Origin of the sequence: Herbaspirillum sp. 1130 (assembly GCF_017833835.1) — a bacterium.
GTDB classification, from domain to species: Bacteria; Pseudomonadota; Gammaproteobacteria; order Burkholderiales; family Burkholderiaceae_D; genus Herbaspirillum; species Herbaspirillum huttiense.
In genome coordinates, this window is record NZ_JAFICQ010000002.1 from 117546 (window position 1) to 143364 (window position 25819).

The 25819-nt window shown below is 64.7% G+C and carries 17 protein-coding genes and 1 other RNA gene; 11 read left to right on the top strand and 7 right to left on the bottom strand.

Going from position 1 to position 25819, the window contains the following annotated elements; translation table 11 throughout:
* Both JOD78_RS09325 and JOD78_RS09330 read left to right on the top strand, forming a co-directional pair.
* Positions 1 to 4116: a filamentous hemagglutinin N-terminal domain-containing protein gene (locus JOD78_RS09325; protein ID WP_209568234.1), complete on the top strand. Its 4116-nt coding sequence runs from the start codon at positions 1 to 3 to the stop codon at positions 4114 to 4116.
* Between the two features lie 21 nt (positions 4117 to 4137).
* On the top strand, positions 4138 to 4905 hold the full coding sequence (locus JOD78_RS09330; protein ID WP_121043072.1) for a FecR domain-containing protein: 768 nt from the start codon (positions 4138 to 4140) through the stop codon (positions 4903 to 4905).
* 81 nt (positions 4906 to 4986) lie between these two features.
* On the opposite strand, the gene JOD78_RS09335 is transcribed toward JOD78_RS09330, so the two are convergent.
* Entirely contained in the window at positions 4987 to 5760 is a 774-nt protein-coding gene (locus JOD78_RS09335) for a 3',5'-cyclic-nucleotide phosphodiesterase (protein ID WP_209568233.1), read from the bottom strand.
* Positions 5761 to 6220: 460 nt separating this feature from the next.
* On the opposite strand from JOD78_RS09335, the gene JOD78_RS09340 reads away from it, so the two are divergent.
* The 5 genes from JOD78_RS09340 (at position 6221) to JOD78_RS09360 (ending at position 12209) form a co-directional block, all read left to right on the top strand.
* Positions 6221 to 7888 (top strand): HD family phosphohydrolase, encoded by a 1668-nt coding sequence (locus JOD78_RS09340; protein ID WP_121042491.1) that lies wholly within the window; start codon positions 6221 to 6223, stop codon positions 7886 to 7888.
* 108 nt (positions 7889 to 7996) lie between these two features.
* Positions 7997 to 9571, top strand: a complete 1575-nt coding sequence (locus JOD78_RS09345) for a hypothetical protein (RefSeq protein WP_199725084.1) — start codon at positions 7997 to 7999, stop codon at positions 9569 to 9571.
* A 10-nt stretch (positions 9572 to 9581) separates the two neighbouring features.
* Entirely contained in the window at positions 9582 to 9776 is a 195-nt protein-coding gene (locus JOD78_RS09350) for a hypothetical protein (protein ID WP_134040282.1), read from the top strand.
* A complete protein-coding gene (locus JOD78_RS09355; RefSeq protein WP_121042495.1) occupies positions 9773 to 10513 on the top strand; it encodes a response regulator in 741 nt (246 codons plus the stop codon). The genes JOD78_RS09350 and JOD78_RS09355 overlap by 4 nt, the downstream gene beginning before the upstream one ends.
* Before the next feature lie 211 nt (positions 10514 to 10724).
* A complete protein-coding gene (locus JOD78_RS09360; RefSeq protein ID WP_209533741.1) occupies positions 10725 to 12209 on the top strand; it encodes a SulP family inorganic anion transporter in 1485 nt (494 codons plus the stop codon).
* Between the two features lie 110 nt (positions 12210 to 12319).
* On the opposite strand, the gene JOD78_RS09365 is transcribed toward JOD78_RS09360, so the two are convergent.
* The 4 genes from JOD78_RS09365 to JOD78_RS09380 form a co-directional block, all read right to left on the bottom strand.
* Positions 12320 to 13834 carry an efflux transporter outer membrane subunit gene (locus tag JOD78_RS09365; protein ID WP_204726196.1) on the bottom strand — a complete coding sequence of 505 codons (1515 nt, stop codon included), beginning with the start codon at positions 13832 to 13834 and terminating at the stop codon, positions 12320 to 12322.
* 33 nt (positions 13835 to 13867) lie between these two features.
* Positions 13868 to 17083 carry a multidrug efflux RND transporter permease subunit gene (locus JOD78_RS09370; RefSeq protein ID WP_088755841.1) on the bottom strand — a complete coding sequence of 1072 codons (3216 nt, stop codon included), beginning with the start codon at positions 17081 to 17083 and terminating at the stop codon, positions 13868 to 13870.
* 99 nt (positions 17084 to 17182) lie between these two features.
* Positions 17183 to 18391, bottom strand: a complete 1209-nt coding sequence (locus JOD78_RS09375) for an efflux RND transporter periplasmic adaptor subunit (protein WP_121042501.1) — start codon at positions 18389 to 18391, stop codon at positions 17183 to 17185.
* A gap of 10 nt (positions 18392 to 18401) precedes the next feature.
* Entirely contained in the window at positions 18402 to 19265 is an 864-nt protein-coding gene (locus JOD78_RS09380; RefSeq protein WP_245202085.1) for an alpha/beta hydrolase, read from the bottom strand.
* Between the two features lie 413 nt (positions 19266 to 19678).
* Here JOD78_RS09380 and JOD78_RS09385 point away from each other — a divergent pair, with 413 nt between their 5' ends.
* The 3 genes from JOD78_RS09385 to JOD78_RS09395 all read left to right on the top strand — a co-directional run bounded on the left by JOD78_RS09385 (position 19679) and on the right by JOD78_RS09395 (position 23088).
* Positions 19679 to 20692 carry a LysR family transcriptional regulator gene (locus JOD78_RS09385; protein ID WP_121042504.1) on the top strand — a complete coding sequence of 338 codons (1014 nt, stop codon included), beginning with the start codon at positions 19679 to 19681 and terminating at the stop codon, positions 20690 to 20692.
* Positions 20693 to 20990: 298 nt separating this feature from the next.
* Positions 20991 to 21995 (top strand): AraC family transcriptional regulator, encoded by a 1005-nt coding sequence (locus JOD78_RS09390; RefSeq protein ID WP_121042506.1) that lies wholly within the window; start codon positions 20991 to 20993, stop codon positions 21993 to 21995.
* A gap of 85 nt (positions 21996 to 22080) precedes the next feature.
* Positions 22081 to 23088 carry an aldo/keto reductase gene (locus tag JOD78_RS09395; protein WP_209568232.1) on the top strand — a complete coding sequence of 336 codons (1008 nt, stop codon included), beginning with the start codon at positions 22081 to 22083 and terminating at the stop codon, positions 23086 to 23088.
* A 94-nt stretch (positions 23089 to 23182) separates the two neighbouring features.
* Here JOD78_RS09395 and JOD78_RS09400 read toward each other — a convergent pair whose 3' ends face one another.
* A complete protein-coding gene (locus tag JOD78_RS09400; protein WP_209568231.1) occupies positions 23183 to 23935 on the bottom strand; it encodes an aldolase/citrate lyase family protein in 753 nt (250 codons plus the stop codon).
* Positions 23936 to 24020: 85 nt separating this feature from the next.
* Positions 24021 to 25286 (bottom strand): D-amino acid dehydrogenase, encoded by a 1266-nt coding sequence (locus tag JOD78_RS09405; RefSeq protein ID WP_209568230.1) that lies wholly within the window; start codon positions 25284 to 25286, stop codon positions 24021 to 24023.
* A 182-nt stretch (positions 25287 to 25468) separates the two neighbouring features.
* Here JOD78_RS09405 and rnpB point away from each other — a divergent pair.
* An RNA gene (gene rnpB / locus JOD78_RS09410) (RNase P RNA component class A) lies at positions 25469 to 25803 on the top strand.
* The last annotated feature ends 16 nt before the right edge of the window (positions 25804 to 25819 follow it).

The window sequence follows — 25819 nt, forward strand, 5'->3', positions numbered from 1 at the left end:
ATGACATCACCATCCACTCCCGCACCAGCCCCGGTTCCGCCGGCCATCGAACTGCTGCCGCCCTCGATCACGGTACGCGTCGGCAAGCGCCGCCTGACGCTTTCCTGGCGGGCGCGCAAGCCCTTGCCGCTGCTGCTGTCGCGTCTGTTGCAGCGTGCGTGGAAGCGGGCGCTCGCGCCCGGGTTGCGGCTGTCGCTGGCCGCCGCCGCCGTGTGTGGCGCGTGGCAGGCCCCGGCGCTGGCCGCCGCGCCTGCGCCCGGTACCTTGCCCACCGGCTGGAGCGTGGCCAATGGCAATCTCAGCTTCAGCCAGAACGGCAACACGCTCAACATCAACCAGTTGTCGCCGCAGGCCATTGCCCGCTTCGCCTCGTTCAGCATCGGTGCCGATGCGGCGGTCAACGTGGCCCAGCCGAGTTCGTCCGCGGCCTTGCTGGCCAAGGTGACCGGTGCCGACATCTCGCAGATCTACGGCAAGCTCTCGGCCAATGGCACGGTGGTGCTGTACAACCCCAATGGCGTGGTGATCGGGCCCGGCGGTACGGTGGATGCCGCCCGCTTCATCGCGACCTCCCTGGCCATCAGCGACAACGACTTTCTGGCAGGCCGTCTCAATTTCATCAAGGACGGCAATGCCGGCCTGGTGGACAACCAGGGCAAGATCAGTTCGGCCACCGGCGGCAGCGTTTACCTGATTGGCGGCAGCGTGTCCAACAGCGGCATCATCACCAGCCCGCAGGGCGAGGTCATCCTCGCAGCCGGCCAGACCGTGACGCTGGCCGATACCGCCACCCCGGGCGTGACCGTGAACGTGACCGGCAGTGCCGGCAACGTCACCAATCTCGGCACCATCACCGCCGAAGCCGGGCGCATCGGCGTGGCGGCGGGCCTCATCACGAATGGCGGCGTCATCAATGCCTCCAGCGTGGTGCGCGAGGGCGGACGCATCTTCCTGCGCGCCTCGGGCAACCTGACCACCACGGCCAGTTCCGGCATCAGTGCCGATGGCACCAAGGGCGGCAATGTCACGCTGTATGCCGCCAATGCCGCCTTCATCGATGGCGATGTGTCGGCAGTGGGCGCGCCAGGGCAGGGTGGATTTGTGGATACCTCCGGGCTGAAACGCCTGGATGTGGTGAAGGTGCCGAAGGTCGGGACGGGCGGGACCTGGCTCATCGATCCGCATGATCTGGAGGTGGTGCCCAACACTACAACGAACGTCAGCTTCGATGGCTGTTCGTCCTACGCGGTCACCTCCACCGATAGTGGCGCGACGATTTCAGCGGCGACCATTTCCAATCAGCTCAGCAATGGTGTCAGCGTCAGCCTGACCACCGGCGATAGCGATGGCGTGGGCGGCAACATCACCGTCTCCGCCAACATCACCAAGAGCGGCGGCGCGGACAGCACACTGACGCTCAACTCCGCCAACAACATCAGCATCCGGGCCAACATCATCAGCGAGAGCGGACGGCTTGGGCTGACCCTCAACAGCGGCTATGTGCAGTCATCGCAAGAGAGCTTCTCGGAAGCCCGCATCATGGACGCGGTCAAGCCGCGCAATCTGAGTACCATCGACAATGGCGCACGCATCGTGCTGAACGGCGGCTCGCTGAGGGTCACCGATGATTCCGGCAACGGGGATCTGCTCATCAGCAATGGCACGGTCAACCTTGGCAGCGGCAACCTCTACGCCGCAGCAGTGCGCGTCAACAGCGCCGGTACGCTTACGCTCAACGGCGGCGGGGGCAATATCAATTCGCTCACGAACAACGGTACCGTCAGCGTCGCCTCCAACGGTGAGGGCAGATTGTTGGTCGGTAGCGATGGCATCACCAACAACGGTACGCTCAACATCAGCGGTCGCGTCAACTCCAGTGGTGATGTGACCAACAATGCCAATGCCACGCTGGTCCTCAATGGTGACGCTGCCGTGTTGAGCGTCACCGGCAATGCCAGTGTGAGCAACTATGGCACCCTGACGATGGCCGGCGGCAATGTCAGCGCGAGCTACATCCGCAACGAGACCAACGGGACCATTTCGGGCAATGGTACGTTGTCTGTCAGTGGGTCGTTTACCAATGACGGTAGCCTCGCACCGGGTGGCGACGGGACAGTAGGGCGTCTGGCGTTGCGGGCAACCGGCGACCCCAGCGATGCCAGCTTCAGCCAGGGCGATACCGGAAAAATGCTGATCGATATCGCAGGTGCCAGCGACGGCAGTTATGACGTGATCGAATTGACCGGATTCTCTTCGACCAGTCTGGACGGCAGCCTCAAGACCCGTCTGCTGAGCGGCTACTCACCCTCTGGCGAAGTGAGCATCAATGCCATCAACATCAGCGGTACTTCGTCACCGACTGGCTACTTCCGCTCCGTGACCGGGGATATCGTCACGGCGGGCGGACAGGAGAAGATGTTCAAGGCGGTCTACGGGGACAACGGCCTGGCGAACCTCTCCCTGCGCGGTGCCGAGACCTTCACTTATCAGCAGTACGGCTATTCGGAAGGGGGCTGGGAGGACCGCCAAAACTGGGTCAGCAACGCGACCGTGGACAACGTGTCCACCTACATGCCGACCCAGATCGATACCGTGGTGATCTCGGGCAACCAGACCGTGAGACATGACAGTGTTGACGATACCATCGCCAATCTGCAGATCGCCGCGGGTTCCCAGCTCTACCAGCGCGGCGGTACGCTGACGGTACGCAACAGCACCAGCAACAACGGCACGATCAGCGTCAACCGCATGAGTGGCTCGAACAACAGCATCGCTGCCCTGGTGCTCAATGGCACTACCAGCGGAAACGGCACGCTCAATATCGGCAGCACGGACTTCATCAACGGCGAGACGGTCCTGCTCAACGGAACCGTCACCTTGGCCAATGCCGCCCAGTCCAACATGACGGCGGAGCTGGTCGCCGGCAACCTGACCCTGGGCGGCGATGTCCGCCTGTCCAATCTGACCGTGTCCAACGGCACCGTGACCGGCAACGTCGGCTCGCGCCTGGTCGTGGCTGATGCCTTCAGCCAGACCGGCGGCAACCTGACCCTGGCTGATGCCGCGCTGTCGCAGGCTACCGGCTCGCTGGCCATCGGCAACATCACCGCCAACAATCTGGTGCTGCAGGCTGCCAATGGCAACCTTACCCAGAGCACCGGCACCTCGATGCGGGTGAAGTCGCAATTGATCGCCTCGGCCAGCAGCGGCATCACCTTCAACAACAGCGGCAACCAGATTGCCGGCTTTGCCGCCAACAACAGCGGCACCGGCGACATCACGCTGAAGAACGCGCTCAACACCAGCGATGCCAGCGCGGTCAGCATCAACGGTGTGACCACCGCGCGCGGCAACATCAGCATCGACAACACGGGCGGTGTGGTCACTTCGGCCATCGGCACCCGCGCCAGCTTCCTCGGCAGTCTGCCCAGCAATGCCAATGGCACGGCCATCAGTACCGACAGCAAGCTGGCCACCTTGGGTATCAACAGCACCGGCCAGCTCAAGAGCAGCAACGGTTCGGTCAGCGTGGTCACGCACAGCCCGCTGACCATCGGTTCGGGCGGCGTCAGCGCCACCGGAACCATTACCCTGACCGCGAGCGCCTCGTCGGGCAGCAACGACACGCTGACGGTCAATGGCGTGCTGGTTTCCACTGGCGGCAACATCACGCTGTCGGCGGGCGATTCGATGACCATCAACGCCAACATCTCCACCTCGCCGCCGGGCGTGGCGCTGCTGTCGGTGGATTCCGGCCAGGTGATCGGTTACGCCCAGGGCGTCACCATCGTCGACGCCAACGGGACGCGCACGCCGGTAGCGGCCAGCTCCAGCAGTTCCAGTTCCAGTTCCAGTTCCAACTCCAGCAGTACCAGCAGCAGCGCATCCAACAGCCAGACCGCGCTGGCCGTGCAGCAGCAACAGAACCAGCAGAGCCGTGACCTGCAGGCCAGCCTGAACAACGCCCAGCTCACCGATACCGTGCCCGCCACCAGCGGCAATGTCGTACAGCAGACCGGTGCCACCACCCAAACCGTGGGCGGTACGACCGACCACTTTGGCGACGAAGGCGATGACCGCAAGCAGGCTAAGAAGCCGCTGCCGATGTGCACCTGATAACCGGATGATGTGATCTTCATGAATTCCTTCAAGCAAACTTCGCCGGCCTCGGTCCGGCGCCCTCTGGCCGGGTTGATCCTGGCGCTGCTGCTTCTGCTGGCGGTGGCGACTGCTTTCGCCCAGTCGCAGCCGGTGGTGGGCCAGGTCACCCATCTGTCGGGTGTGCTCAGCGTGCGCCATGCGGACGGTGCACGCGTGGTGCTGTCGGTGAAATCGGCGATCCTGCAAGGCGATACGCTCATCACCGAGCGCGAGACCTATGCCCGCGTCAAGTTCGTCGACAACGGCGAGATCGTGCTGCGGCCGGGTTCCGAGGTGGCGGTGAGCAAATACCTCTATGACGAGAAGGAACCCAAGAATGATGCCGTGGCCATCGGCCTGGTCAAGGGCGGTCTGCGGGCGGTGACCGGGCTGGTCGGCAAGCGCAATCATGATGCCGTCAATTTCGATACGCCCACGGCCACCATCGGCATCCGCGGCACCCACTTCGGTGCCCTGTACTGCCAGGACGATTGCGCCGGCGTGCCGACCCCGAGCGGGCAGCCGCCGGCCAATGGCCTGCATGTGGATGTGGTGACCGGGGCCATCCAGGTCACCAACCCGAGCGGATCGCAACTCTACAGCGCCGGCCAGTTCGGCTTCGTCCCCTCGATCTCGCAGCCGCCGGTGATCGTGCCGCCGGCACAGGGCGTGACAGTGACGATGCCGCCGGCCATCAGCAGCAATGGCAACACCGGGACGCAGAAGATCGGCGCGGCCAAGCTGGATGCCTGCGTGACCCAGTAAGGCGGGAGCGGCTGGCGGTAGATCAAGAGAAAAGGCACCGGCTCTGGAGCGCGGTGCCTTTGTCGTTGAGGGCGGGATGGATCAGAAGTCGAGCACGGTGCCCGTGGCCAGCATGCGCGGCTGGTGCGCGCTGTTGCCAGCCTTGATCTCGGCGGCGATCTCGTCCAGCTGCCCGGGTTTGGCGTGCGTGATCAGCACTTCGGGCCGGCCTTGCAAGTGTTGCAGTTCTTCCAGCAGCAGGCTGGGGCACAGGTGCTTGGACAGCAGCGCCAGCTCACGGTCGCGATTGGCGAACGCGGCCTCGATGATGAGGTAGCGCAATTGTCCGATGCGATTGAGCGCTTCCCACAGCGGCGGGCAGAGACAGGTATCGCCGCTGAAGGCCAGCGACGACCCGCTGGCATGATTGCGCAGCTGGTAGCCGACCGCCGGCACCGTGTGCGCCGCAGGCAGCGGCGTGATGCTGCGCTGGCCCAGTTGCACCGGCTGGCCGGGCTCGACCGTGGCGAAGCGCAGGAAGGGTTGCTCGGGGGTCGGGATGACGCTGAAGTCGGGCCAGATATGCCAGTTGAAGATGTGCTTGCGGATGATCTCCATGGTCGCGGCCGTCGCGTGCATGGTCAGCGGCGTGCTGCGCATGTCGCCCACGCTGTCGATCATCAGCGGCAGGCAGGCAATGTGATCCAGGTGCGCATGGGTGATGAAGACGTGATCGATCTGCGCCAGCCGCGTCAGCGGCAGGTCGCCTACGCCAGTACCGGCGTCGATCAAAATATCGTCATCGATGAGCAGGGAGGTGGTGCGCATGCCATTGCCACCGATGCCCCCGCTGCAGCCCAGGATTTCTACACGCATTGTGATTGCCGCTCATAGAGTTGTGGGTTCCGGCCCTGCCGCACGGGTTGAGAGGGAACCTTGTTGCAGCCCGGAAACCCTTTTCCGGACTGGCTTTGCGGACGATGTGGCAAATTATGCAACACAGGTGGATGGTAAGGGATACGGCTCATCAGCGCAATCGGGAGATCCCTGAACGCGGGCGCGGCCGAGGGGTGCTGGTCGCGGTTGCCGGCAAGCGCAGAATTGGCGGCCAAATCCCCTCAAGCTCGCTGCAAGACAGCGTGCGCTGCCGGTCTAGAATCGCGATGATGCCGAAAAAGCATCCGCCAAAAGTGCGTCGGCATTGCCCTTGCGCAATGATCGCGCCATGTCCGTCCGCCAACGCTTCAGGGAGTCGCATGTTGCCAGCAGTCCACCCAGCAGCCCACACCTGCCAGACCGTCCAGTGCCTGCACTGCGGCGGACGGGAGAGGGCGGCATGAACGTCCCGGCCAGCATGCATGATCTCGCCCCCACGGCCGGCGAGCACCGCGACATTGCCTATCGCCTGGAACGGCTGACCGAGCTGTGCCGCGAGCTGGGCAGCCAGCGCGACATTCCGCTGTTGCTGGAGCGCATCCTGCTGACCGCGCGCGACATCACGCGCGCCGATGGCGGCACGCTGTACCGCACCACCGACCATGGCGACGCGCTGCGTTTCGACATCTCCGTCAACCAAACCCTCAAGATGCACCAGGGCGGCAGCAGTGGCCAGGCCGTCTCGATTCCCGATATCGCCCTGACGCTTCCCGATGGCCAGCCCAACCTGGCGGCGGTCGCCGCCTATGCGGCCAACACCCGGGAGTCGGTCAACATCGCCGACGTCTACCAGGCCAGCGGCTTCAACTTCAACGGCATGCGCCTGTTCGACGAGAAGTATGGCTACCGCTCGAAGTCCATCCTGACCGTGCCGATGCAGGATCACGAGGGGGAACTGGTGGGGGTGTTGCAGCTCATCAATGCCATTGATCCCGACAGTGGCGTGCCGGTCCCCTTCTCGGAGACCGACCAGCGCTTCATCGAGGCCCTGGCCTCGCAGGCCGCCATGGCGATGACCAACCAGCAGTTGATCGCGCGCCTGGAAAACTTGTTCGAAAGCCTGATCAAGCTGATCAACATCGGCATCGGCGAAAAGTCGCCGCACACCGGCCGCCACTGCGAGCAGGTACCGCAACTGGCCATGATGCTGGCCGAGGCTGCGCACAACACCACCGAAGGCCCGCTGGCCGATTTCCGCATGACCGACGCCGATCGTCGCGAATTGTGGCTGGCAGCGCTGCTGCACGACTGCGGCAAGATCGGCACGCCCAGCCACATCGTGGAAAAAGCCACCAAGCTGGAAACCATCTTCGATCGCATCCACCTGATCGATACCCGTTTTGAAGTGCTCAAGCGCGATGCCCAGATCCGCGTGCTGCAGGAGAAGCTGGCGCTGGGTAGCGCGCTCACGCCGGAGCGCTCCGCCGAGCTGGACGCCGGCCTGCAGGCCGAGTTTCTGCAGATGGAGGATGAGCGCGCCTTCCTGCGCAGGATCAACTACGGCAACGAAGGCATGCGCGCCGAAGACCAGCAGCGCGTGCTGGATATCGCCGAACGCAGCTGGCGCGGTCCCGACGGCCAGATCCGCAAGCTGCTCGATGACGAAGAGGCCGGCAACCTGCGCATCCGTGCGGGGACGCTCAACGATGCCGAACGCGCCATCATCAACAACCACATCGTCATCACCATCAAGATGCTGGAGTCCCTGCCGTGGCCCAAGCAGCTGGCCCGCGTCACCGAGTTTGCCGGTGGCCACCACGAGCGCATGGATGGCAAAGGCTATCCCAAGGGACTGACACGCGAGCAGATGTCGGTGCAGGCGCGCATCATGGCGGTGGCCGACATCTTCGAAGCCGTGACCGCCGCTGACCGTCCCTACAAGCGCGGCAATACCCTCAACGAGGCGGTCGATATCCTGGCCGGCTTCAAGGCGCGCAATCACATCGATCCGGATATCTTCGACCTGTTCGTGCGCGAACGCATCTACGAAAAGTATGCCGAGCAATTCATGCATCCCAGCCAGATCGACCCGGTCGACCTGTCGCGTATCCCCGGCCATGGCGGGTGAAGGCGCGACGGCATCGCCAAGCTGGGTTATGCTGTTGGCTTCATAAAGTCTCCCTTCATTGAAGACGCTGTGCGCACTGCGCGGCAGCGCATCGAGGAAAAGCATCACGTGTCCCAGGCAGTAACCCGATCGTCCGTTCCTTCCAGCCCGCCCGCCAGTTTCCTGCGCCGTCATTGGCGCGGCGACTATTCGCTGGGCCGTTCCTACTGGCTGCATACCGTCCTCCTGACTTCGCTGGTGCCGGCGCTGGCCATCTCGGTACTGGCGCGGCTGACCAATGACATGCCGGCGCGCTACGGCATGGCCGGCGTGCTGGGTATCGCCGCCTTCAGCTACCTGGCCTGGACCTGGGGTGTGTGGGGCTGCTGGCGCTCGGCCAGCAAGCACGTGGCACGCGGCGGACGGCGCTGGGCCGAGGTGGTGGTCAAGTTCCTGATCGTGTGTGGTGCCATCAGCATGGTCACCAGTACCTGGCGGGCCGCGCATTCCGTGCGCGAACAGCTCGAGATCGCCCTGGGCAAACAGCTCGGGCCACCGGTGGTGTACCAGGTGCGGGTGGATGGCAAGTCGGTCCTGCTGCAAGGGGGGATGAACGACGGCGCGGCCGATGGGCTGGATGCCATCCTGCAGCAGCATCCTGGCGTGCAGACGGTGGTCCTGTATTCGGCCGGTGGCTGGGTGCGCGAAGGCAAGCTGGTGGGCGAGGTGATCCGCCGCCGCCGGCTCAATACCTATGTCGAGCAGGAGTGCTCGTCCTCCTGCACGCTGGCCTTCCTGGCGGGACGTGACCGCGCGATGGACCCGCGTGCACACATCGGTTTCCATACGCTCTATACGGTCGGCGGCGATGATCGCATCAACAAGAGCTTCGACCGCAAGCTGACCTTCGATACCTACGGCAAGCTGGGTCTGCCGCATGACTTCATCGAACGCATTGCCGATACCCCGGCGGCGCAGAGCTGGTATCCGGAGCTGGGCCAGCTGCTGCAGGCCGGTGTGCTGACGCGTCTGGCACCGGGCGGCGAGACCGCGCAACTGGCCACCATCGCCACCTCGCGCGACGTGCTGGAGGCGGAATTCAAGAAGGGGGCGCTGTTCGACATCATGGCCCGTTACCACCCCGCCGACTTTGCCCGCACCATCGACCTGGCCTGGGCCAAGGTACAGGCGCATGCGTCGGACGCCGAGATCCTGGCCGTCGGCCGCGAGCAGGTCGGCCTGTTGAGCCGGCGGCTGCTGCCGATTGCCTCTGATGCATCACTGGCCGAATTCCAGCAATTGCTGCTGGACGAAGCCGTGGCCTTGCGCGGCATCAGCGTGGCGGCCTGCACCGAGCTGATCTACCCGCGTTCGCGCGCGGAGGCGGCGGCCGGGCGCGAGGCGCCGCAAGCGGCCTTGCCGCAGGAATTCGCCAACCGCGAACAGGTGATGACGCAGCGCCTGCTGCGTGACGCCGATCCGGCCAATGCCGGGCGCTACAGCCTGGCCGAGCGCACCCGCGTGATGCGCAAGGCACTTGCGCCGCTGACCCAGGAACAACTGAAATTGCTGTCTTCGCCCCTGCGCCGCCAGGCTGACCCGGACGCTACCTGCGACGCCTCCATTGCCTATCTGCGCGCAGTCATGCAGTTGCCGGCGGACGAACGGCGGGTGGCCCTGCGCGTGCTCTACTCACGCAGCTGACACGTTCCTCATGGCCGATCTCCCAAGCTCCCGCCCCCCCTTCACGTGCTCTCCCGGTGAGCGGCGTGCTGCTGGCGTGCGCGGCTTGGGCTGGTCGGGCGAGGTGCAGCGCGTGCTGCTCTCGCTGGCCAAGCCGAATGATCTTCCTGCCCTGCGGCGTGCGGTCCTGCACGCCCTGGGCGCATCCGAACGAGGTTCTCCATGAGCATCACGCCCCCGCCGCGCATCCTGGTCGTCGATGATGACCAGGCCATGCGTCAATTGCTGGTCGACTACCTGAGCGGCCACGGACTGATCGTGGACAGCGCCGCCACCGGTGCCCAGGCGCAGGCCGCCGTGCAGGCCACGCAGTACGACATGGTGCTGCTCGACCTCGGTCTGCCCGATGTCGATGGTGCCGAACTGGCACGCGGCTGGCGGGCTGCGGGCGGCTTGTCCATCATCTGCGTGACCGGCCGCAATGAGGAGGCCGACATGGTCATGGGCCTGGAACTGGGCGCGGACGACTACATCACCAAGCCCTTCTCGCCGCGCGAAGTGCTGGCACGCATGCGCGCGGTGCTGCGGCGCGCCGCGGCGCAGGCTGCGCCGGCCGCTCCGGTGACGCGCGGCCGGCATCCGCGGGCCTATCGCTTCGCCGGCTGGGAGCTCAACCTCAATACGCGCCGGCTGACCGCGCCGGACCAGCGCCAGGTCAGTCTGACCAATGCCGAATTCAGCCTGCTGGTGGCGTTCCTGGGCGCACCGGGCCGCATCATCTCGCGCGAACACTTGCTGGAAAGCACGCGCGCCTTCGACGAAGTCTATGATCGCGCCATCGATGTGCAGATCCTGCGCCTGCGCCGCAAGCTCGAAGCCGACCCCAAGCATCCGACCCTGCTGCGTACCGAGCGCGGGGCTGGCTATCTTCTTGATACCGAGATCGAGGTGATCTGGAGCTAGGGCCTGGCGTGGCAGCCGCGCCACGGCCACCGGCAGTCGATGCTGCGGTGCGGTAAAATGCTGTCTTCAAGTCTTGCGGACGTGCTTTCGCCCAGTTTCCGGCGATGGCAGTGCGTGCGCAGGGCATCTCTGCCGTACCGCCCTTGCCGCCTCACGCGCGCTGACGCGTTCATGATGGTGCCGGCCCCTGCGGCCTGTTTCTTCCCTGCCCATGACGACTCTCTCCTCATCCACTTCGCGCCTGCGCGACCTGCGCCAGAACGTTCTGGCCGGCCTCACCACCTCCTTCGCGCTGGTGCCCGAATGCATCGCCTTTGCGCTGGTGGCGCAGTTGAACCCGCTGATGGGGCTATATGGCGCTTTCTTCATCTGTACCATCACGGCCCTGTTCGGTGGCCGCCCGGGCATGATTTCCGGGGCGGCCGGCTCGATGGCCGTGGTCATCGTGGCCCTGGTCGTTCAGCATGGTGCACAATATTTCCTGGCGACGGTGGTGCTGTCGGGCGTGATCATGCTGCTCTTCGGCGCGCTGCGGCTGGGCAAGCTGGTGCGCATGGTGCCGCATCCGGTGATGCTGGGCTTCGTCAATGGCCTGGCCATCGTGATCGCGATGTCGCAGCTGGAACATTTCCGCGTCGAGACCCCCGCCGGTCCGCAATGGTTGCAGGGCGGGGCGCTGGCCATCATGATCGGCCTGACGCTGGCCACCATGCTGATCGTGTGGCTGCTGCCGCGCGTGACCAAGGCGATTCCACCGGCGCTGGCGGCCATTCTCGGCGTGGGCCTGGTGACTTATTTCAGTGGCCTCCACACCCGCACCCTGGCCGACATGGCGCAGATCGCCGGCGGCCTGCCGCCGCTGCACTGGCCCAGTGTGCCGATGAACCTGGAGACGCTGCGCATCATCGGTCCCTATGCGGTGCTCATGGCCATCGTCGGCCTGCTGGAAACCCTGCTGACCTTCAACCTCACTGACGAAATCACCGCCAGCCGTGGCCAGCCCAACCGCGAATGCCTGGCACTGGGCGCGGCCAACATCGTCTCGGGCCTGTTCGGCGGCATGGGCGGTTGCGCCATGATCGGCCAGACCATGATCAACCTCGGCTCGGGCGGGCGCTCGCGTCTTTCGGGTGTGGTGGCGGGCGGGATGATCCTGCTGTTCATCCTCTTCCTGTCGCCGGCCATCGAGCGCATCCCGCTGGCCGCGCTGGCCGGTGTCATGTTCGTGGTGGCGCAGGAGACCTTTGCCTGGGGTTCGCTGCGCGTGCTGGGCAAGGTGCCGCGCAGCGATGCGCTGGTCATCATTGCGGTGACCATCATCACCGTGCTGACCGACCTGGCCGTGGCCGTCCTGTGCGGCATCGTCATCACCGCGCTCAACTTTGCCTGGCAGCATGCCCGTGAAATCCGTGCCGACCGCCGCGACGAGGCCGACGGCAGCCGCACTTACCTGCCGCAGGGCACGCTGTTCTTCGCCTCCACCACGCATTTCCTCGACCTCTTCGATACGGCCAACGATCCGCAGCAGGTCACCCTGGATTGCCGTCATCTGCGCCTGGCGGACCACTCCGCCATTGCGGCCGTGCAGACCCTGGCCGAGCGTTATGTGCGTGCTGGCAAGGAGCTGCGCGTGGTGGCCTTGTCGCAGCGTTGCAGCCAGTTGCTGGAACGCGCGGGCTTGCCGCAGGTAGCGTAAAAAAAAAAGCCCGCCGTCGCTTGCGCAAGGCGGGCCAGAAGTACCACGGGAAATCATGCTTCATCGTCGGCCCGCATCGCAGGATGCGGGCCGATGTCACGTCTGCGTGCTTACTTCGATGAGGATAGTTGCATTTCCGGACTACCCCATCCGCCGCCCAGGGCACGGATCAGGTTGACTGTTGCACGGGCCCGTTCGCCATCGAGCGTGACCGAAGCGCGCCGGGTTTGCAGCACGGTACGGTCGGCATCGATGACGCTGAAGTAGCTGACTGCACCTTCGCGGTACTGCGTGTGCGAGAGCTTGGCTGCGCGCGAGGATGCGGCCACGGCTTCATCTTGCGCGCGGTTCTGGTCGTCCAGGATGCGCAGGTTGGCCAGGTTGTCTTCCACTTCGCGGAAAGCGTTCAGAACCGTGCCGCGATAGGTTGCCACCTGCTCTTCATAGCTGGCGCGCGCACGATCCACACCGGCCTGGCGGCGGCCGCCATCGAACAGCGGCATCGACAGCGCCGTGCCCACCAGCGGGCCCAGGAGGAAGGTGCGGCTGGACCAGTTGAACAGATCACCCAGTTGCGCCGACTCATACCCCAGGCCACCGGTCAGGTTCAACGCCGGGAAGAAGGCCGACTTGGCCACGCCCACGCGGGCATTGGCGGCAGCCATGGCGCGTTCGGCGGCGGCGATGTCGGGACGGCGCTCCAGCAGCGTCGAGGGCAGTCCGGCCGGCACCGACACGCTCAGGCGTGTCAGCGGTTGCGGCGGCAGCGAGAACTCGGCCGGGGTGCGGCCCAGCAGGATGGCCAGCGCGTGTTCGGCGGTGGCGCGCTGGCGGGCGATGCCCAGCGCTTCCGATTGGGCCGAGGCCAGTTCGGAACGGGCGCGGGCTACGTCCACTTCACTGATGTCGCCTTCGTCGAAGCGGCGCTGCACCAGGCGCAGCGATTCCTGGCGCAGTTCGACGGTGCCGCGATAGAGCTCGGCGGCAGCGTCCAGTTCACGTACCTGGAAGTACTGCTGCGCCACGTCTGCCTGCAGGGCCAGCAGTACCGAGTGGAACAGCGCTTCGCTGCGCTGGGCGTCGGCGGTGGCGGCATCGACGGTCGAGGCGACCCGCCCGAACAGGTCGACTTCGTAAGAAACGTTCACCTGAGCACGATAAAGAGTGAACGGTTGTGTGTTGGCATCGGCCGGCAAGCCTTGCGAGGCGGGCGACGGGCGCTGGCGGGTCGCACCGACCCCTGCATCCACCTGCGGGAAGTAGCCCGAGCGCGCATCGCGGGTCAGGGCGCGCGCCTGGCCCAGGCGGGCGGCGGCCGCCTTGAGGTCCTGGTTGGCTTGCTGGGCGGTGTCTTCGAGGGCGTTCAACTTGTCGTCGCCGAAGATTTTCCACCACTCGCCACGGGCAATGTCTTCGGCCGGTTGCGCGGTCTTCCACTGGCTGCCGTTCTCGCCGGTCTGCGGCGCAGGGGCGGCTTCCTTGAAGGCGGCCGGGGTGTCCACCGCCGGACGTTCATAGGTCGGGGCCACCGAGCAGCCGGCCAGCACCAGCAGTGCCGCCAGCAGGGCCGAGCTGATGCGCACGGGGCGCAGCAGGCGGCTCATCGAGAGAGATTGGGTCATCATTTTTCTTGCTCCATTCATGGGCCGATCCGCAGATCAGCGATCATCCTGTGCGCCCGGTGCAGCGTGGGCGATGTGGGTGCCGGCGGTCATCGGGGCTTCGTGATGCGAGGCCGAGTGCAGGGCGCGGCGGTCGATGGTACGCAGCAGGACGTAGAACACGGGGGTGAGGAACAGGCCGAAGAGGGTTACGCCCAGCATGCCGAAGAACACCGCAATGCCCATTGCATGACGCATTTCCGAACCGGCACCGGAGGAGGTCACCAGCGGCACCACCCCCATGATGAAGGCGATCGAGGTCATCAGGATCGGGCGCAGACGCAGGCGGCTGGCTTCGATGGCGGCTTGCACGGCAGTGCGGCCCTGCATCTCCAGTTCGCGGGCGAATTCCACGATCAGGATGGCGTTCTTCGCCGACAGACCCACCAGCACCATCAGGCCGATCTGGGTGAAGATGTTGTTGTCGCCGCGGGTGAGCCACACACCGGTCAGTGCCGCCAGGATGCTCATCGGCACGATCAGGATCACGGCCAGCGGCAGGGTCAGGCTTTCATAGAGCGCCGCCAGCACCAGGAACACCAGCAGCACGCTGATCGGGAACACCCAGACGCCTGCGTTGCCGGCCAGGATCTTCTGGTAGGTCAGGTCGGTCCATTCGAACTTGATGCCGCGCGGCAGGGTGGCAGCCGCCACGCGTTCAGCCGCAGCCTGGGCCTGGTCCGAGGAATAACCCGGAGCCGGACCGCCATTGATGTCGGCGGCGGTATAGCCGTTGTAGCGCACCACCATTTCCGGACCAAAGGTCTGCTTGACCTTCACCACGGAGGACAGCGGCACCATCTCGCCGGCATCGTTGCGGGTCTTCAGTTGCGCGATGTCCTCGGCCTTGGCGCGGAAGGGCGCGTCAGCTTGGGCCCGCACCTGATAGACGCGGCCAAAGCGGTTGAAGTCGTTGACGTACAGCGAACCCAGGTAGATCTGCATGGTATTGAACACGTCGGTGACCGGAATGCCCAACTGCTTGGCCTTGACGCGGTCCAGTTCCACATCCAGCTGCGGCACGTTGATCTGGTAGCTGGAGAACATCGGACCCAGCGCCGGTTCCTTGGCGGCGGCCTTCATGAAGGCTTGCGCAGCCTTGTCCAGTTCGGCGTAACCCAGCGCATCGCGGTCTTCGATCTGCATCTTGAAGCCACCCAGCGTACCCAGGCCCATCACCGGCGGCGGCGGGAAGACGGCGGTGAAGGCTTCCTTGATGCCGCCGAATTTCTTGTTCAGCGAGGCGGCGATGGCATTGCCTGACAGTTCCTTGCTCTTGCGTTCCTCGAAGGGCTTCAGGCCCACGAAGACGATACCGGCCGAAGAGCTGTTGGTGAAACCGTTGATGGACAGGCCAGGGAAGGCAATCGCACTGGCCACGCCCGGTTCCTTCAGCATGATGTCGCTCATCTTGCGCATCACTTCTTCACTGCGGTCGATCGAAGCGCCATTGGGCAGCTGGGCGAAGGCCACCAGGTATTGCTTGTCCTGGCCCGGCACGAAGCCGCCGGGAACGATGTAGGACACACCCAGCGTCGCCGCCAGCAGCACCACATACACGCCCATGGTGGCACCCTTGCGCTTGATCACGCCGGTCACGCCATGACCGTAGTTGTCGGAGGCGCGGTTGAAGAAGCGGTTGAAGCGGATGAAGAAGCCACCGAGGAAGCGGTCCATCTGGCGCGTCAGCCAGTCCGGCTTGTCGCCGTGGCCCTTGAGCAGCAGGGCGGCCAGAGCCGGGGACAGCGTGAGCGAGTTGAAGGCCGAGATGACGGTGGAGATCGCAATGGTCATCGCGAACTGCTTGTAGAACTGGCCGGTGAGGCCGGTCATGAAGGCCAGCGGAACGAACACCGCCACCAGCGTCAGGGCAATGGCGATGATGGGGCCAGAGACCTCCTGCATGGCGCGATAGGTGGCGTCACGCGGCGAGAGGCCGGCACCGATGTTGCGTTCCACGTTTTCCACCACCACGATGGCATCATCGACCACGATACCGATGGCCAGCACCATCCCGAACAGCGACAGCGCATTGATGGTGTAGCCAAAGCCCAGCATCAGCGAGAAGGTACCGATGATGGAGACCGGCACTGCCAACAGCGGAATGATGGAAGCGCGCCAGGTCTGCAGGAAGATGATCACCACGATCACGACCAATGCAATGGCTTCCAGCAGGGTATGCACCACCGCTTCGATGGAGGCCCGCACGAACTGGGTCGGGTCATAGACGATGCTGTAGCTGACCGAGCTGGGGAAGTCGGCCGACAATTCCTTCATCGCCGCCCGCACCTGGGTCGAGACATCCAGCGCATTGGCGCCAGGGGCCTGGAAGATGGGGATGGCCACGGCCGGCTTGTTGTCCAGCAGCGAGCGCAGGCCATATTCGGAGGCGGCCAGTTCGACACGTGCAACGTCACCCAGGCGGGTGGTCGCGCCATCGGGCGAGGCCTTCAGGATGATGTCGCGGAATTCGCCCTCGGTCTTCAGACGACCCTGCGCGTTCACCGACAATTGCAGCGGCGTTTCGGGCGAGCTGGGCGAGGCACCGATCACACCGGCCGCCACCTGCACGTTCTGCTCGCGGATGGCGCGCACCACGTCGGTGGCCGTCAGGCCGCGCTGGGCCACCTTGTTGGGATCGAGCCAGACGCGCATGGCGTAGTTGCCCGAGCCGAACAGGCCCACTTCACCCACGCCCTGGATACGCGCCAGGCGGTCCTTGACGTTCAGGACTGCATAGTTGCGCAGGTAGGTGGTGTCGTAGCGGTTGTCGGGCGAGGTCAGGTGCACCACCATGGTCAGCGTGGGCGAGGATTTGAGCGTGGTCACGCCCAGTCGCTGCACGTCTTCCGGCAGGCGCGGCAGGGCTTGCGAGACGCGGTTCTGCACCAGCTGCTGGGCCTTGTCGGGATCGACGCCCAGGCGGAAGTTGACGGTGATGGTGAGGTTGCCGTCGCTGTTGGCCTGCGACTGCATGTAGAGCATGTTTTCCACGCCGTTGATCTGCTCTTCCAGCGGCGAAGCCACCGTTTCAGCGATCACTTTCGGGTTGGCGCCGGGATACTGCGCGCGCACCACTACCGAGGGCGGCACCACTTCCGGATATTCGGAGATGGGTAGCTGCAGCATGGCCAGCACGCCGCCCAGCAGCAGCAGTACCGACAGCACGCCCGCGAAGATCGGGCGGTCGATGAAGAATTTTGAGATATTCATGTAGGTTCCTTGTCAGTCGTCAGGATGCAAATGCCCTGGCAGCGGGCCTTGCAGCCCCTGCGACTTGTTCTTCCTTGAATGCGAGAGCGCTGCTTCGGATCAGGCCTTGCCGGCGGCAGGTGCCGGTGCTGCCGTGGCGGTCTGCGCCTGCATCGGCACGACGGTCGGGGTGATGGGGTCACCCGGACGGATACGCTGCAGACCATTGACCACGATGCGTTCGCCCGGCTGCAGGCCCTTTTCGATCACCACCAGACCGTCATGGCCGGCGCCCACCACCACCTGGCGGTAATTGGCCTTGTTGTCCTTGTCGGCCACCATGACGAAGCGCTTGTCCTGGTCGGTACCGAGGGCCTTTTCGTCGATCAGCACGGCCTGGTGCGGCGCGCCGCCACCCAGGCGCACGCGGGCATACAGGCCCGGGACCAGCTGGCCATCGGCGTTGTCGAAGATGGCGCGCACGCGGATGGTGCCGGAGGCGGTATCGAGGCGGTTGTCGACCGATCCGACGCGGCCCTTGCGGGAGTAGCCGTCTTCATTGGCCAGGCCCAGTTCCACCGGCACGGTGGCACCCGCGGCGCGCGCCGGGTTCACGTACTTCAGGAAGCTTTGTTCATCCACGTCGAAGGAGGCATAGACCTTGGCCACTGATACCAGCGTGGTCAGCGGCGCATTGGCGGCACCCGGGTTCACCACGTTGCCCACGGTCACTTCGGCGCGCGAGATGCGGCCCGAGACCGGTGCGGTGATGCGGGTGTATTCCAGGTTCAGGCGGGCCGCGCGCAGGGCGGCACGGGCGGCGGCGACATTGGCCGAGGCTTCGCGCGAGGCGTTCTGCTTCTCTTCGAAATCGCGCTTGGCGATGGCGTTGTCGCCCAGCAGGCGCTGGCCACGGGCCAGGTCGGAGGCGGTATAGCCGGCACGGGCTTCGGCACCGGCCAGTTGCGCTTCGGCGCGGGCGACTTCGGCCTCATAGGGGCGCGGGTCGATGGTGAAGAGCACGTCGCCCTTCTTCACCAGTGCGCCATCCTTGAAGTGCACGGCAGTCAGGGTGCCGCCCACCAGCGGGCGGACCTCGACGCGATCGACCGCTTCGATGCGGCCCGAATAGGATTGCCAGTCGATGATCTGGCGCTGGACCACTTCGGCGACATCGACCGGCGCGCCGGCGGCGGCAGCGTTCGGGGCCGTGGAGGCATTGGCCGAGAGGCCGACCATGGAGATGGTGCCACCGACCGAGAGGGCGATGACGGCCAGGACTGTGGCAGTGAGAGCGAAACGTTTGCGCAGTGGGGCGGGAGTGTTCATTTTCTTGTCCTCAGAGTGAAGTGGAGGGGTGAAGCGGATGCGGCAAAAATTCAGGGAGCGCAGCATCGCGTCGCAGGGTGGCGAAGCGGCAGCGCAGGAAATTGACGATCTCGGTCAGCAGCGGCAGGTGCGTACGCAGGGCCCCGTGCGTGATGCCGACGAAGCGCGAGACCTGCGTGGGCACGCCGGCGCGGATCAGGCTGGAGGCGTATTTCTCGGCCTCCGGGCAGAGCACGTCACGTTCGGCGGTGGCAATGAAGGCCGGCGGCAGGCCCGCCAGGCGGCTCACTTCCAGCGGCGCGGCATAGGGATGCAGGCGCTGCATGGTCTGCGGCAGGTACTGGCGATAGCTGGCCGCGCAAGTCTCGGCGGTGACATCGGATTGCAGGCGGGTGGCATCGCCCAGCAGGCGCATGCTGGGGTCCAGCATCGGGCTGATCAGTACCTGGGCCGCCAGCGGCCTGCCGCAGCGGTCGCGGGTCATCATCGTCAGGCTGGCGGCCAGGCTCCCGCCGGCATCGTCGCCAGCGACCACCATGCGGTCCAGGTCCACCTGCAGTTCGGTGGCGTTCTTGCAGGCCCAGGTGGCAGCGGCGAAGGCATCTTCGGGCGCGGCCGGGAAGGGCTTGGCCGGCGCCAGCGCGTAGCCGACCGACAGCACCACCGCCTGGTTGTGCTCGGCCAGGAAGCTGGCCGGGGTGTCGGCGTCATCCAGCGAACCACTGGTGAAACCGCCGCCGTGGAAATACAGCACCAGCGGGCGTTTCTCACCCTTGGGCAGGGCGGCAGCGGGCTGGTACAGGCGCACCGGGATGCGTCCCAGCGGGCCGGGAACGAAGAAATTGCGGATGTCCAGCGGAGAGGAACCTTGCATGATGAGCGCCTGGGCCGAAGCCACTTGTCCAAGAATGGAGCGGATTGTGCGCCACAGCAGGGTCTCGAATAAACACCTATAATCCAACAACACTGTTCGGTAAGTCTGAACAATCAGTGAAATTAATTCATTCACCTTGCTGATCCTTTCAGTGAAGAAAAAGCCCTAGCTTCCCTCCTCGGTGAAGTGGGTGGCTCATGCAACATCGATGCTGTTGTCATCAGATGCGCAAAGTTGGCTGGATTTTGTCTGTATTTGGTTTAAATTGGGATGGGGCTGGTCACTGCGATCCAGGTCCATCCGGTCATGGCAAGATGGCGCGCCGGGGGCGGTGCCTGGTCTTGCAGGGATCTGTCTTGCCCCCGATTCCCGTCCCGGCGTTTTGCCTGGAGGCGGCCTCAAAGGAGAGAGCGATGGACCGTTTCCAGGCCATGCAAGTCTTTACTGCTGTGGTGGATGCCAACAGCTTCACACGCGCTGCCGACAACCTGAACCTGCCGCGCACTACCGTGACCACCCTGATCCAGGGGCTGGAGAGCATGCTGAAGGTGCGTCTGCTGAACCGCACCACGCGTCGCATCAGCCTCACGCCCGACGGCGCGGCGTATTACGAGCGCTGCGTGCGCATCCTGGCGGACGTCGAGGAGACTGAACAATCCTTCCGCAATGTCACCCGCGGTCCGCAGGGGCGGCTGCGTATCGATGTGCCGGGCTCCATCGGCCGGCTCATGCTGCTGCCCAACCTGTGCGACTTCTACAGCAAGTACCCGGACATCGAGCTGGTCATGGGCATGGGCGATCGTCCCGTGGACCTGGTGCAGGAGGCCGTGGACTGCGTCATCCGCATCGGCGACTTGCAGGATTCCTCGATGGTGGCGCGCCGCATCGGCACCTTCCAGACCGTGACCTGCGCCGCCCCGTCCTACCTGGAGCGCCATGGCGTGCCGCACACCATCGAAGACCTGCAACAGCACCAGTCGGTCCATTATTTCTCCGGCCGTACCGGCCGCACCATCGACTGGGACTTCGTGGTCGATGGCATCACCCGCGAGGTGAAGATGAATGGCCGTCTGTCGGTCAACGATGCCGATGCCTACGTGGAGTGCGCCCTGCAAGGCTTCGGCATGGTGCAGGCGCCGCTCTACATGGTCACCCGCCACATCGATGAAGGCCGTCTGGTGGAAGTGCTGTCGCAATGGAAGCCGGCACCGCTACCGATTTCCGTGGTGTACCTGCACAACCGCCATCTCTCGCCCAAGGTGCGTGCCTTCGTCGACTGGGTGGCCGAACTGTTCGCCACCTGCCCGTTGAACAAGGCCTGCACCATGGGCATGGAAGAGAGCGAGTGCCACTTCGTCAACAAGCCCGAATCCACGACGGTGCGCACGGTGGTGGAGCAGTACAACATCGCCGAGAGCGTGTTCTGATCGATGTAAATCTGGCTTGGGGTTCGGCGAGGATTATGCAGGGCGGGCCGGTGTTTTCGCGTGCCTTAAGCTGCTGGTTTTTTGCCCGATTCTCTTTTCATGCTTGCTGGGATTTCAGGTGAAATCGCGCTGGTGCGTGGTTTTCGGTGTGTTCGGTCCATGATCATTGCGCTCAATCGTGCAAGGGCATACCTGATCCTGCAAACTTCTTGCCCGATTCTCCATGGATGGACTGCAGAGGATCAGGCAGTTGCCAGTCCGCGCTAGAGTCGCGTCTGTCTTTCAATGAGAGGAGCTTATGGACCTCGATCTGCATTCCGTTCAGGATTCCGGCCCGTTGCTGCTGCCGGAGGCAGTGGAGAGTGCGCCCGCCCGGCAGCAGGATGATCCGCGTTTCCAGGCCATGCAGCAGGAGCTGCTGCAACTGCTGGAGCGCACTACGGCCGGCGTCGAAGGCATGCTGGCTACGGCCATCCCCAACCTGGAAATCTATCGCATCACCTGTCCGAGCGGCCCCAAGCACGCGGTGCAGAAGCCGGTCTTTGCGGTCATTGCGCAGGGTTCCAAGCGCATCTTCGTGGGCGATGAGATCTACGAATACGATCCCATGCATTACCTGGTCGCCTCGGTGGATCTGCCGGTGGTCGGCAAGGTCATGGTGACCAGTCCCGATGAACCCTATCTGGGGTTGCGGCTGGAGCTCGATACCCAGGAAATCGGCGAGCTGATCGGCGACGAGAACCTGCCGGCGTCGGCCAATTTTGGCGAAGGGGCTGCGCGCGGCCTGTATGTGAACCGGCTGGACGTTGACCTGCTCGATGCGGTGCTGCGCCTGTTGCGCCTGCATGAGACCCCGCGCGACGTGCCGATCATGGCGCCGATGATCCGGCGCGAGATCCTGTATCGCCTGCTGATGAACGGACAGGGGGCGCTGTTGCGCCAGACCGTGCTGCAGGACAGCCAGATGAACCGCGTGGCCAAGGCCATCCGCCTCATCAAGGAAGGCTTTGACCAGGCCTTGCGCATCGAGGATGTCGCACGCGATGTGCATATGAGCGTGTCTTCGCTGCATCACCACTTCAAGCTGGTGACGGCCATGAGTCCGCTGCAATACCAGAAGAATTTGCGCCTGCAGGAAGCCCGCAAACTGATCCTCACCGCCGACGCCAGCGTGGCCACTGCCGCGCATCGCGTGGGTTACGAGAGTTCATCGCAGTTCAGCCGCGAGTACAGCCGCCTGTTCGGCGCGCCGCCGCTGCGCGACAAGCGGCGCTGGCAGGAAGAGGAAGCGCCGGTGCTGTGAGCTTGAGCAGGCGTACCGGAGGCTCGCTAGAATGAGCGGCTTGCGGCAGTTAAGTTATCCACATCCCATTTGATTCGGAGACAGCATGCATTATCGTCGCCTCGGCAAGAGCAACCTGAAGGTATCGGCCCTGTGTCTGGGGTCCATGATGTTCGGGGACCAGACCGACCTGGAAGAGTCCGGCCGCATCGTGGCATCGGCCCGCGAGCATGGCATCAATTTCATCGATACGGCGGACGTCTACACCAAGGGCAAGTCCGAGGAAATCGTCGGCAAGCTGCTGGCCGGACAGCGCCATGAGTGGGTGCTGGCCAGCAAGCTGGGCAATGCCATGAGTGGCAAGCCGAATGAGTCGCACTATTCGCGCAGCTGGATCGTGCGCGAGACCGAAAGCATCCTCAAGCGGCTCGATACCGATTACCTCGACATCCTCTACATGCACCGCGACTACCAGGACGAGAACCTGGAAGAGGCCGTGCAGGCGTTGGGCGACCTGATCCGTGCGGGCAAGATCCGTGGCTTTGGCGTGTCCAACTTCCGTGGCTGGCGCATTGCCGAGATCGTGCGCCTGTGCGAGAAGAACAATGTCCCGCTGCCGCTGGTGTGCCAGCCGTATTACAACCTGTTGAACCGTCAGCCCGAAGTGGAAATCCTGCCGGCCTGCGCCAACTATGGTTTGGGCGTGGTGCCTTACAGCCCGATTGCACGCGGCGTGCTGACCGGCAAGTATCAGCCCGGCCAGAAGCCGCCGCAGGACACGCGAGCCGGCCGCGGCGACAAGCGCATGATGGAGACCGAATTCCGCGAGGAATCGCTGCTGATCGCGCAGCGCCTGCAGCAGCATTGTGAAGCGCGCGGCATCAAGCTGGGCCAGTTCGCCACCGCCTGGGTGCTGGCCAACGCGTCCATCAGCAGCGTCATCGCCGGACCGCGCACGCTGGCGCAGATGGAGGATTACTACGATGCGGCGGAAATGAAGATCAGCGCCGAGGAAGAGGCAGTGGTCGACAGCCTGGTCACGCCGGGGCATGCGTCCACGCATGGGTACAACGATCCGAATTATCCGTTCTTTGGGCGGGTGGTGAGGGGCTGACGTCACACCGCGCGTCGCGCATCGGTGCATGAAAGCGGATCAGCTGCAGGCGGCTGATCCGCTTTTTTTGTTTACGATTTTCCCGGGTAGCACGTCAGCGCAACGCAGCGATCCTCCGCGCCCCCTCCGCCTTGATCTGCTGAATGTCAGTCCCCGGCACCACCAGGTCCATGCCGATGCCCTTCATGCGCTGCGCCATCTCCATGGTGCCGGCGAAGATCCCCACGTATTTGCCCAGCTTGCGCGCCAGCGCCAGCAGATGATCGATGGCCTCGTTGAGCCGCGCATTGTCGTAGGCGTCCGGTGCCAGGCCGAGTTCGATGGCCAGGTCGCTGGGCCCGATGAAGATGCCGTCCAGATCCGGGGTCTGCAGGATCGCTTCAGCGTTGGCGTAGCCTTCGCGGGTTTCGATCATGGCCAGGGTCAGGATGGTGGCGTTGGCGTGGGCGAAGTAGTCCGCTCCGCCATACAGGAAGCCGCGTGCCGGGCCATAGCTGCGTCCGCCGCGCGGTGAATAATGGCAGGCGCGCACGAAGCGCTCGGCGTCGGCGGCCGTGTTGATCAGCGGGCAGATCACGCCGTAGGCACCGGCATCGAGCAGCTTGTTGATTTCTCCCAAGCTGTTTTCGGAGCAGCGTACCAGCGGCACGGCGGGCGTGCTGGAGATGGCCTGCAGCATGGGCAGCGCCGATTCGATCGAGAACGGACCGTGCTGCAAGTCCACCGTCACCGCATCGTAGCCGCTGTGGCCCAGCACCTCGGCCAGCAGCGAGTTGCCCATCGATACCCAGCCCGAGAGGGCCAGTTGCTGTTGCGCGAAGAGGGTGCGCAGCCGGTTTTCCCGCATCGTTCGTCTCCCATGGATGGGCCTGCGCCATTGCAGGCCAGGGGCCATGTTAAGTCCGAATGCCGAAGCCTGGCATGAAACTTCTTCAGCCGCGGTACTGGAAGGCCGTGTCGTCGATGGCGCGGCGGCGGCCGGCGATCTGGTCGGCGACCAGCGCCGCGCTGCCGCAGGCCAGCGTCCAACCCAGTGCACCCTGGCCAATGTTGAGATGAAGATTCTCGATCGGCGACGCCCCCACGATCGGCACGCCGCTCGGCGTCGCCGGACGGAAGCCCATCCACGGCGACAGCGTGGCATCCTCGCCCAGCGCGCAGCCGGGGAAGAGTTCGCGCAGGCCGTTCTTCAGTTCTTCGATGGCCGCCGGCGGAATGCGGCGATCCTGGCCCACCAGTTCGATGCGCCCGGCCACGCGCAGGCGCTGGCCCAGGCGCGCATAGACGATCTTCCTGGCGATGTCGGTGATGGAGACCTGCGGTGCCGCCGTGCGGCTGGCCTCGTCCTCCAGCGGCACCGTGACGCTGTAACCCTTGAGCGGATAGAGCGGCAGGCGCAAGTCCAGCAAGCGCGCGAACTCCACGCTCTCGGCGCCCAGCGCCAGCACGAAACGATCCGCCGCAATCCATTGGCCGCCGGCCTGCACCGCACGCAGCGCGCGGTCTTCACGACGCACGTCACTGATGCGGGCGCCACCGATGAAGCGGAAGTTCGGATGGGCCTGCATGGACGCCACCAGCGCGCGGCAGAACTGCGGGCAATCGCCGGCTTCTTCGCTCGGCGTGTAAACGCCGCCGACCCAGTCGCGCTGCGAGTGGCCCAGCGCCGGCTCGATGCGGATGCATTCGGCCGCGCCCAGGACTTCCTGTTGGCAGCCATATTGCGACTGGAATTGCACCTGCTGCGCGGCGGCTTCCAGTCCCTGCGCGTCGGTGAACATCACCAGCTTGCCGGAACGTTGATGGTCGAATGACAGCTGCAGGCCGGCGTTCCATTGCGTGAGCTGATCGCGGCTGTAGAAGGCCAGTTGCAGCAGGTCGATGGTGGTCTGGCGCACCCGCTGCGCATTGCAGCAGCGCAGGAATTCCAGCAGCCAGCGGTACTGGTCGAGATCGGCGGTAGGCCGGATGGTCAGCGGCGAATCCTTGCTGAACAGGTAGTAAGCCCACTTGGTCCAGACCGAGGGGTCGGCCAAGGGCGCCACATAGGAGTAACTGAGCTGGGCGCCATTGCCCTGGCTGGTGCCCTCGCCGGGCTGTTGGCGAGCATCGATGAGGCTGACCTGATGGCCATCCTGCAGGAGACGGTAGGCAGTGGTCACGCCGATCACGCCGGCACCCAGTACGCTGATATGCATGGAATTTCGTGGAAGTCTGTCAAGAACCGCGCGGCACGGGGCCTGCAGCGGATCAGCAGCAGACTACCGAAGAGCCGCACGGGTGTCACATGCCGAATTGGCATGAGTTTTTGCGCGCACGCACAAGCGTTTTGCGACGGCGGATCTCCGGTGCCGGGCCATGCTGCGCTACAATAGCGCCCGATGCAGGCCAGACAGCCGCTGGCCGCCTTCGCAAGGAGGTGGCGGGAGGAAGGTCCGGACTCCACAGAGCAGGGTGACGGTTAACGGCCGTCCGCTGAAAGCCGGCGCAAGCCGGTATAAGGCGAGGAACAGGGCCACAGAGACGAGCGTATTCAGTTACGGTGAAACGCGGTAACCTCCACCCGGAGCAATTTCAAATAGGCACGCGTTGATGTGGCTCGCGGAGCGTGCGGGTAGAAAGCTTGAGCGGCGGAGTGATCCGTCGCCTAGAGGAATGGCTGTCATAGCGGGTTTCCCGCCGTAACAGAATCCGGCCTACCGGCCTGCTTCATTGAATTCATTGACATAAA

Excerpts from the sequence above, each read along its gene's own strand:
- JOD78_RS09395 (WP_209568232.1), top strand. The coding sequence starts at position 22,081 with ATGCATTATCGTCGCCTCGGCAAGAGCAACCTGAAGGTATCGGCCCTG.
- JOD78_RS09335 (WP_209568233.1), bottom strand. The coding sequence starts at position 5,760 with ATGCGTGTAGAAATCCTGGGCTGCAGCGGGGGCATCGGTGGCAATGGC.
- JOD78_RS09400 (WP_209568231.1), bottom strand. The coding sequence starts at position 23,935 with ATGCGGGAAAACCGGCTGCGCACCCTCTTCGCGCAACAGCAACTGGCC.
- JOD78_RS09370 (WP_088755841.1), bottom strand. The coding sequence starts at position 17,083 with ATGAATATCTCAAAATTCTTCATCGACCGCCCGATCTTCGCGGGCGTG.
- JOD78_RS09360 (WP_209533741.1), top strand. The coding sequence starts at position 10,725 with ATGACGACTCTCTCCTCATCCACTTCGCGCCTGCGCGACCTGCGCCAG.
- JOD78_RS09380 (WP_245202085.1), bottom strand. The coding sequence starts at position 19,265 with ATGCAAGGTTCCTCTCCGCTGGACATCCGCAATTTCTTCGTTCCCGGC.
- JOD78_RS09365 (WP_204726196.1), bottom strand. The coding sequence starts at position 13,834 with ATGATGACCCAATCTCTCTCGATGAGCCGCCTGCTGCGCCCCGTGCGC.
- JOD78_RS09405 (WP_209568230.1), bottom strand. The coding sequence starts at position 25,286 with ATGCATATCAGCGTACTGGGTGCCGGCGTGATCGGCGTGACCACTGCC.
- JOD78_RS09330 (WP_121043072.1), top strand. The coding sequence starts at position 4,138 with ATGAATTCCTTCAAGCAAACTTCGCCGGCCTCGGTCCGGCGCCCTCTG.
- JOD78_RS09390 (WP_121042506.1), top strand. The coding sequence starts at position 20,991 with ATGGACCTCGATCTGCATTCCGTTCAGGATTCCGGCCCGTTGCTGCTG.
- JOD78_RS09385 (WP_121042504.1), top strand. The coding sequence starts at position 19,679 with ATGGACCGTTTCCAGGCCATGCAAGTCTTTACTGCTGTGGTGGATGCC.
- JOD78_RS09325 (WP_209568234.1), top strand. The coding sequence starts at position 1 with ATGACATCACCATCCACTCCCGCACCAGCCCCGGTTCCGCCGGCCATC.
- JOD78_RS09375 (WP_121042501.1), bottom strand. The coding sequence starts at position 18,391 with ATGAACACTCCCGCCCCACTGCGCAAACGTTTCGCTCTCACTGCCACA.
- JOD78_RS09355 (WP_121042495.1), top strand. The coding sequence starts at position 9,773 with ATGAGCATCACGCCCCCGCCGCGCATCCTGGTCGTCGATGATGACCAG.
- JOD78_RS09350 (WP_134040282.1), top strand. The coding sequence starts at position 9,582 with ATGGCCGATCTCCCAAGCTCCCGCCCCCCCTTCACGTGCTCTCCCGGT.
- JOD78_RS09340 (WP_121042491.1), top strand. The coding sequence starts at position 6,221 with ATGAACGTCCCGGCCAGCATGCATGATCTCGCCCCCACGGCCGGCGAG.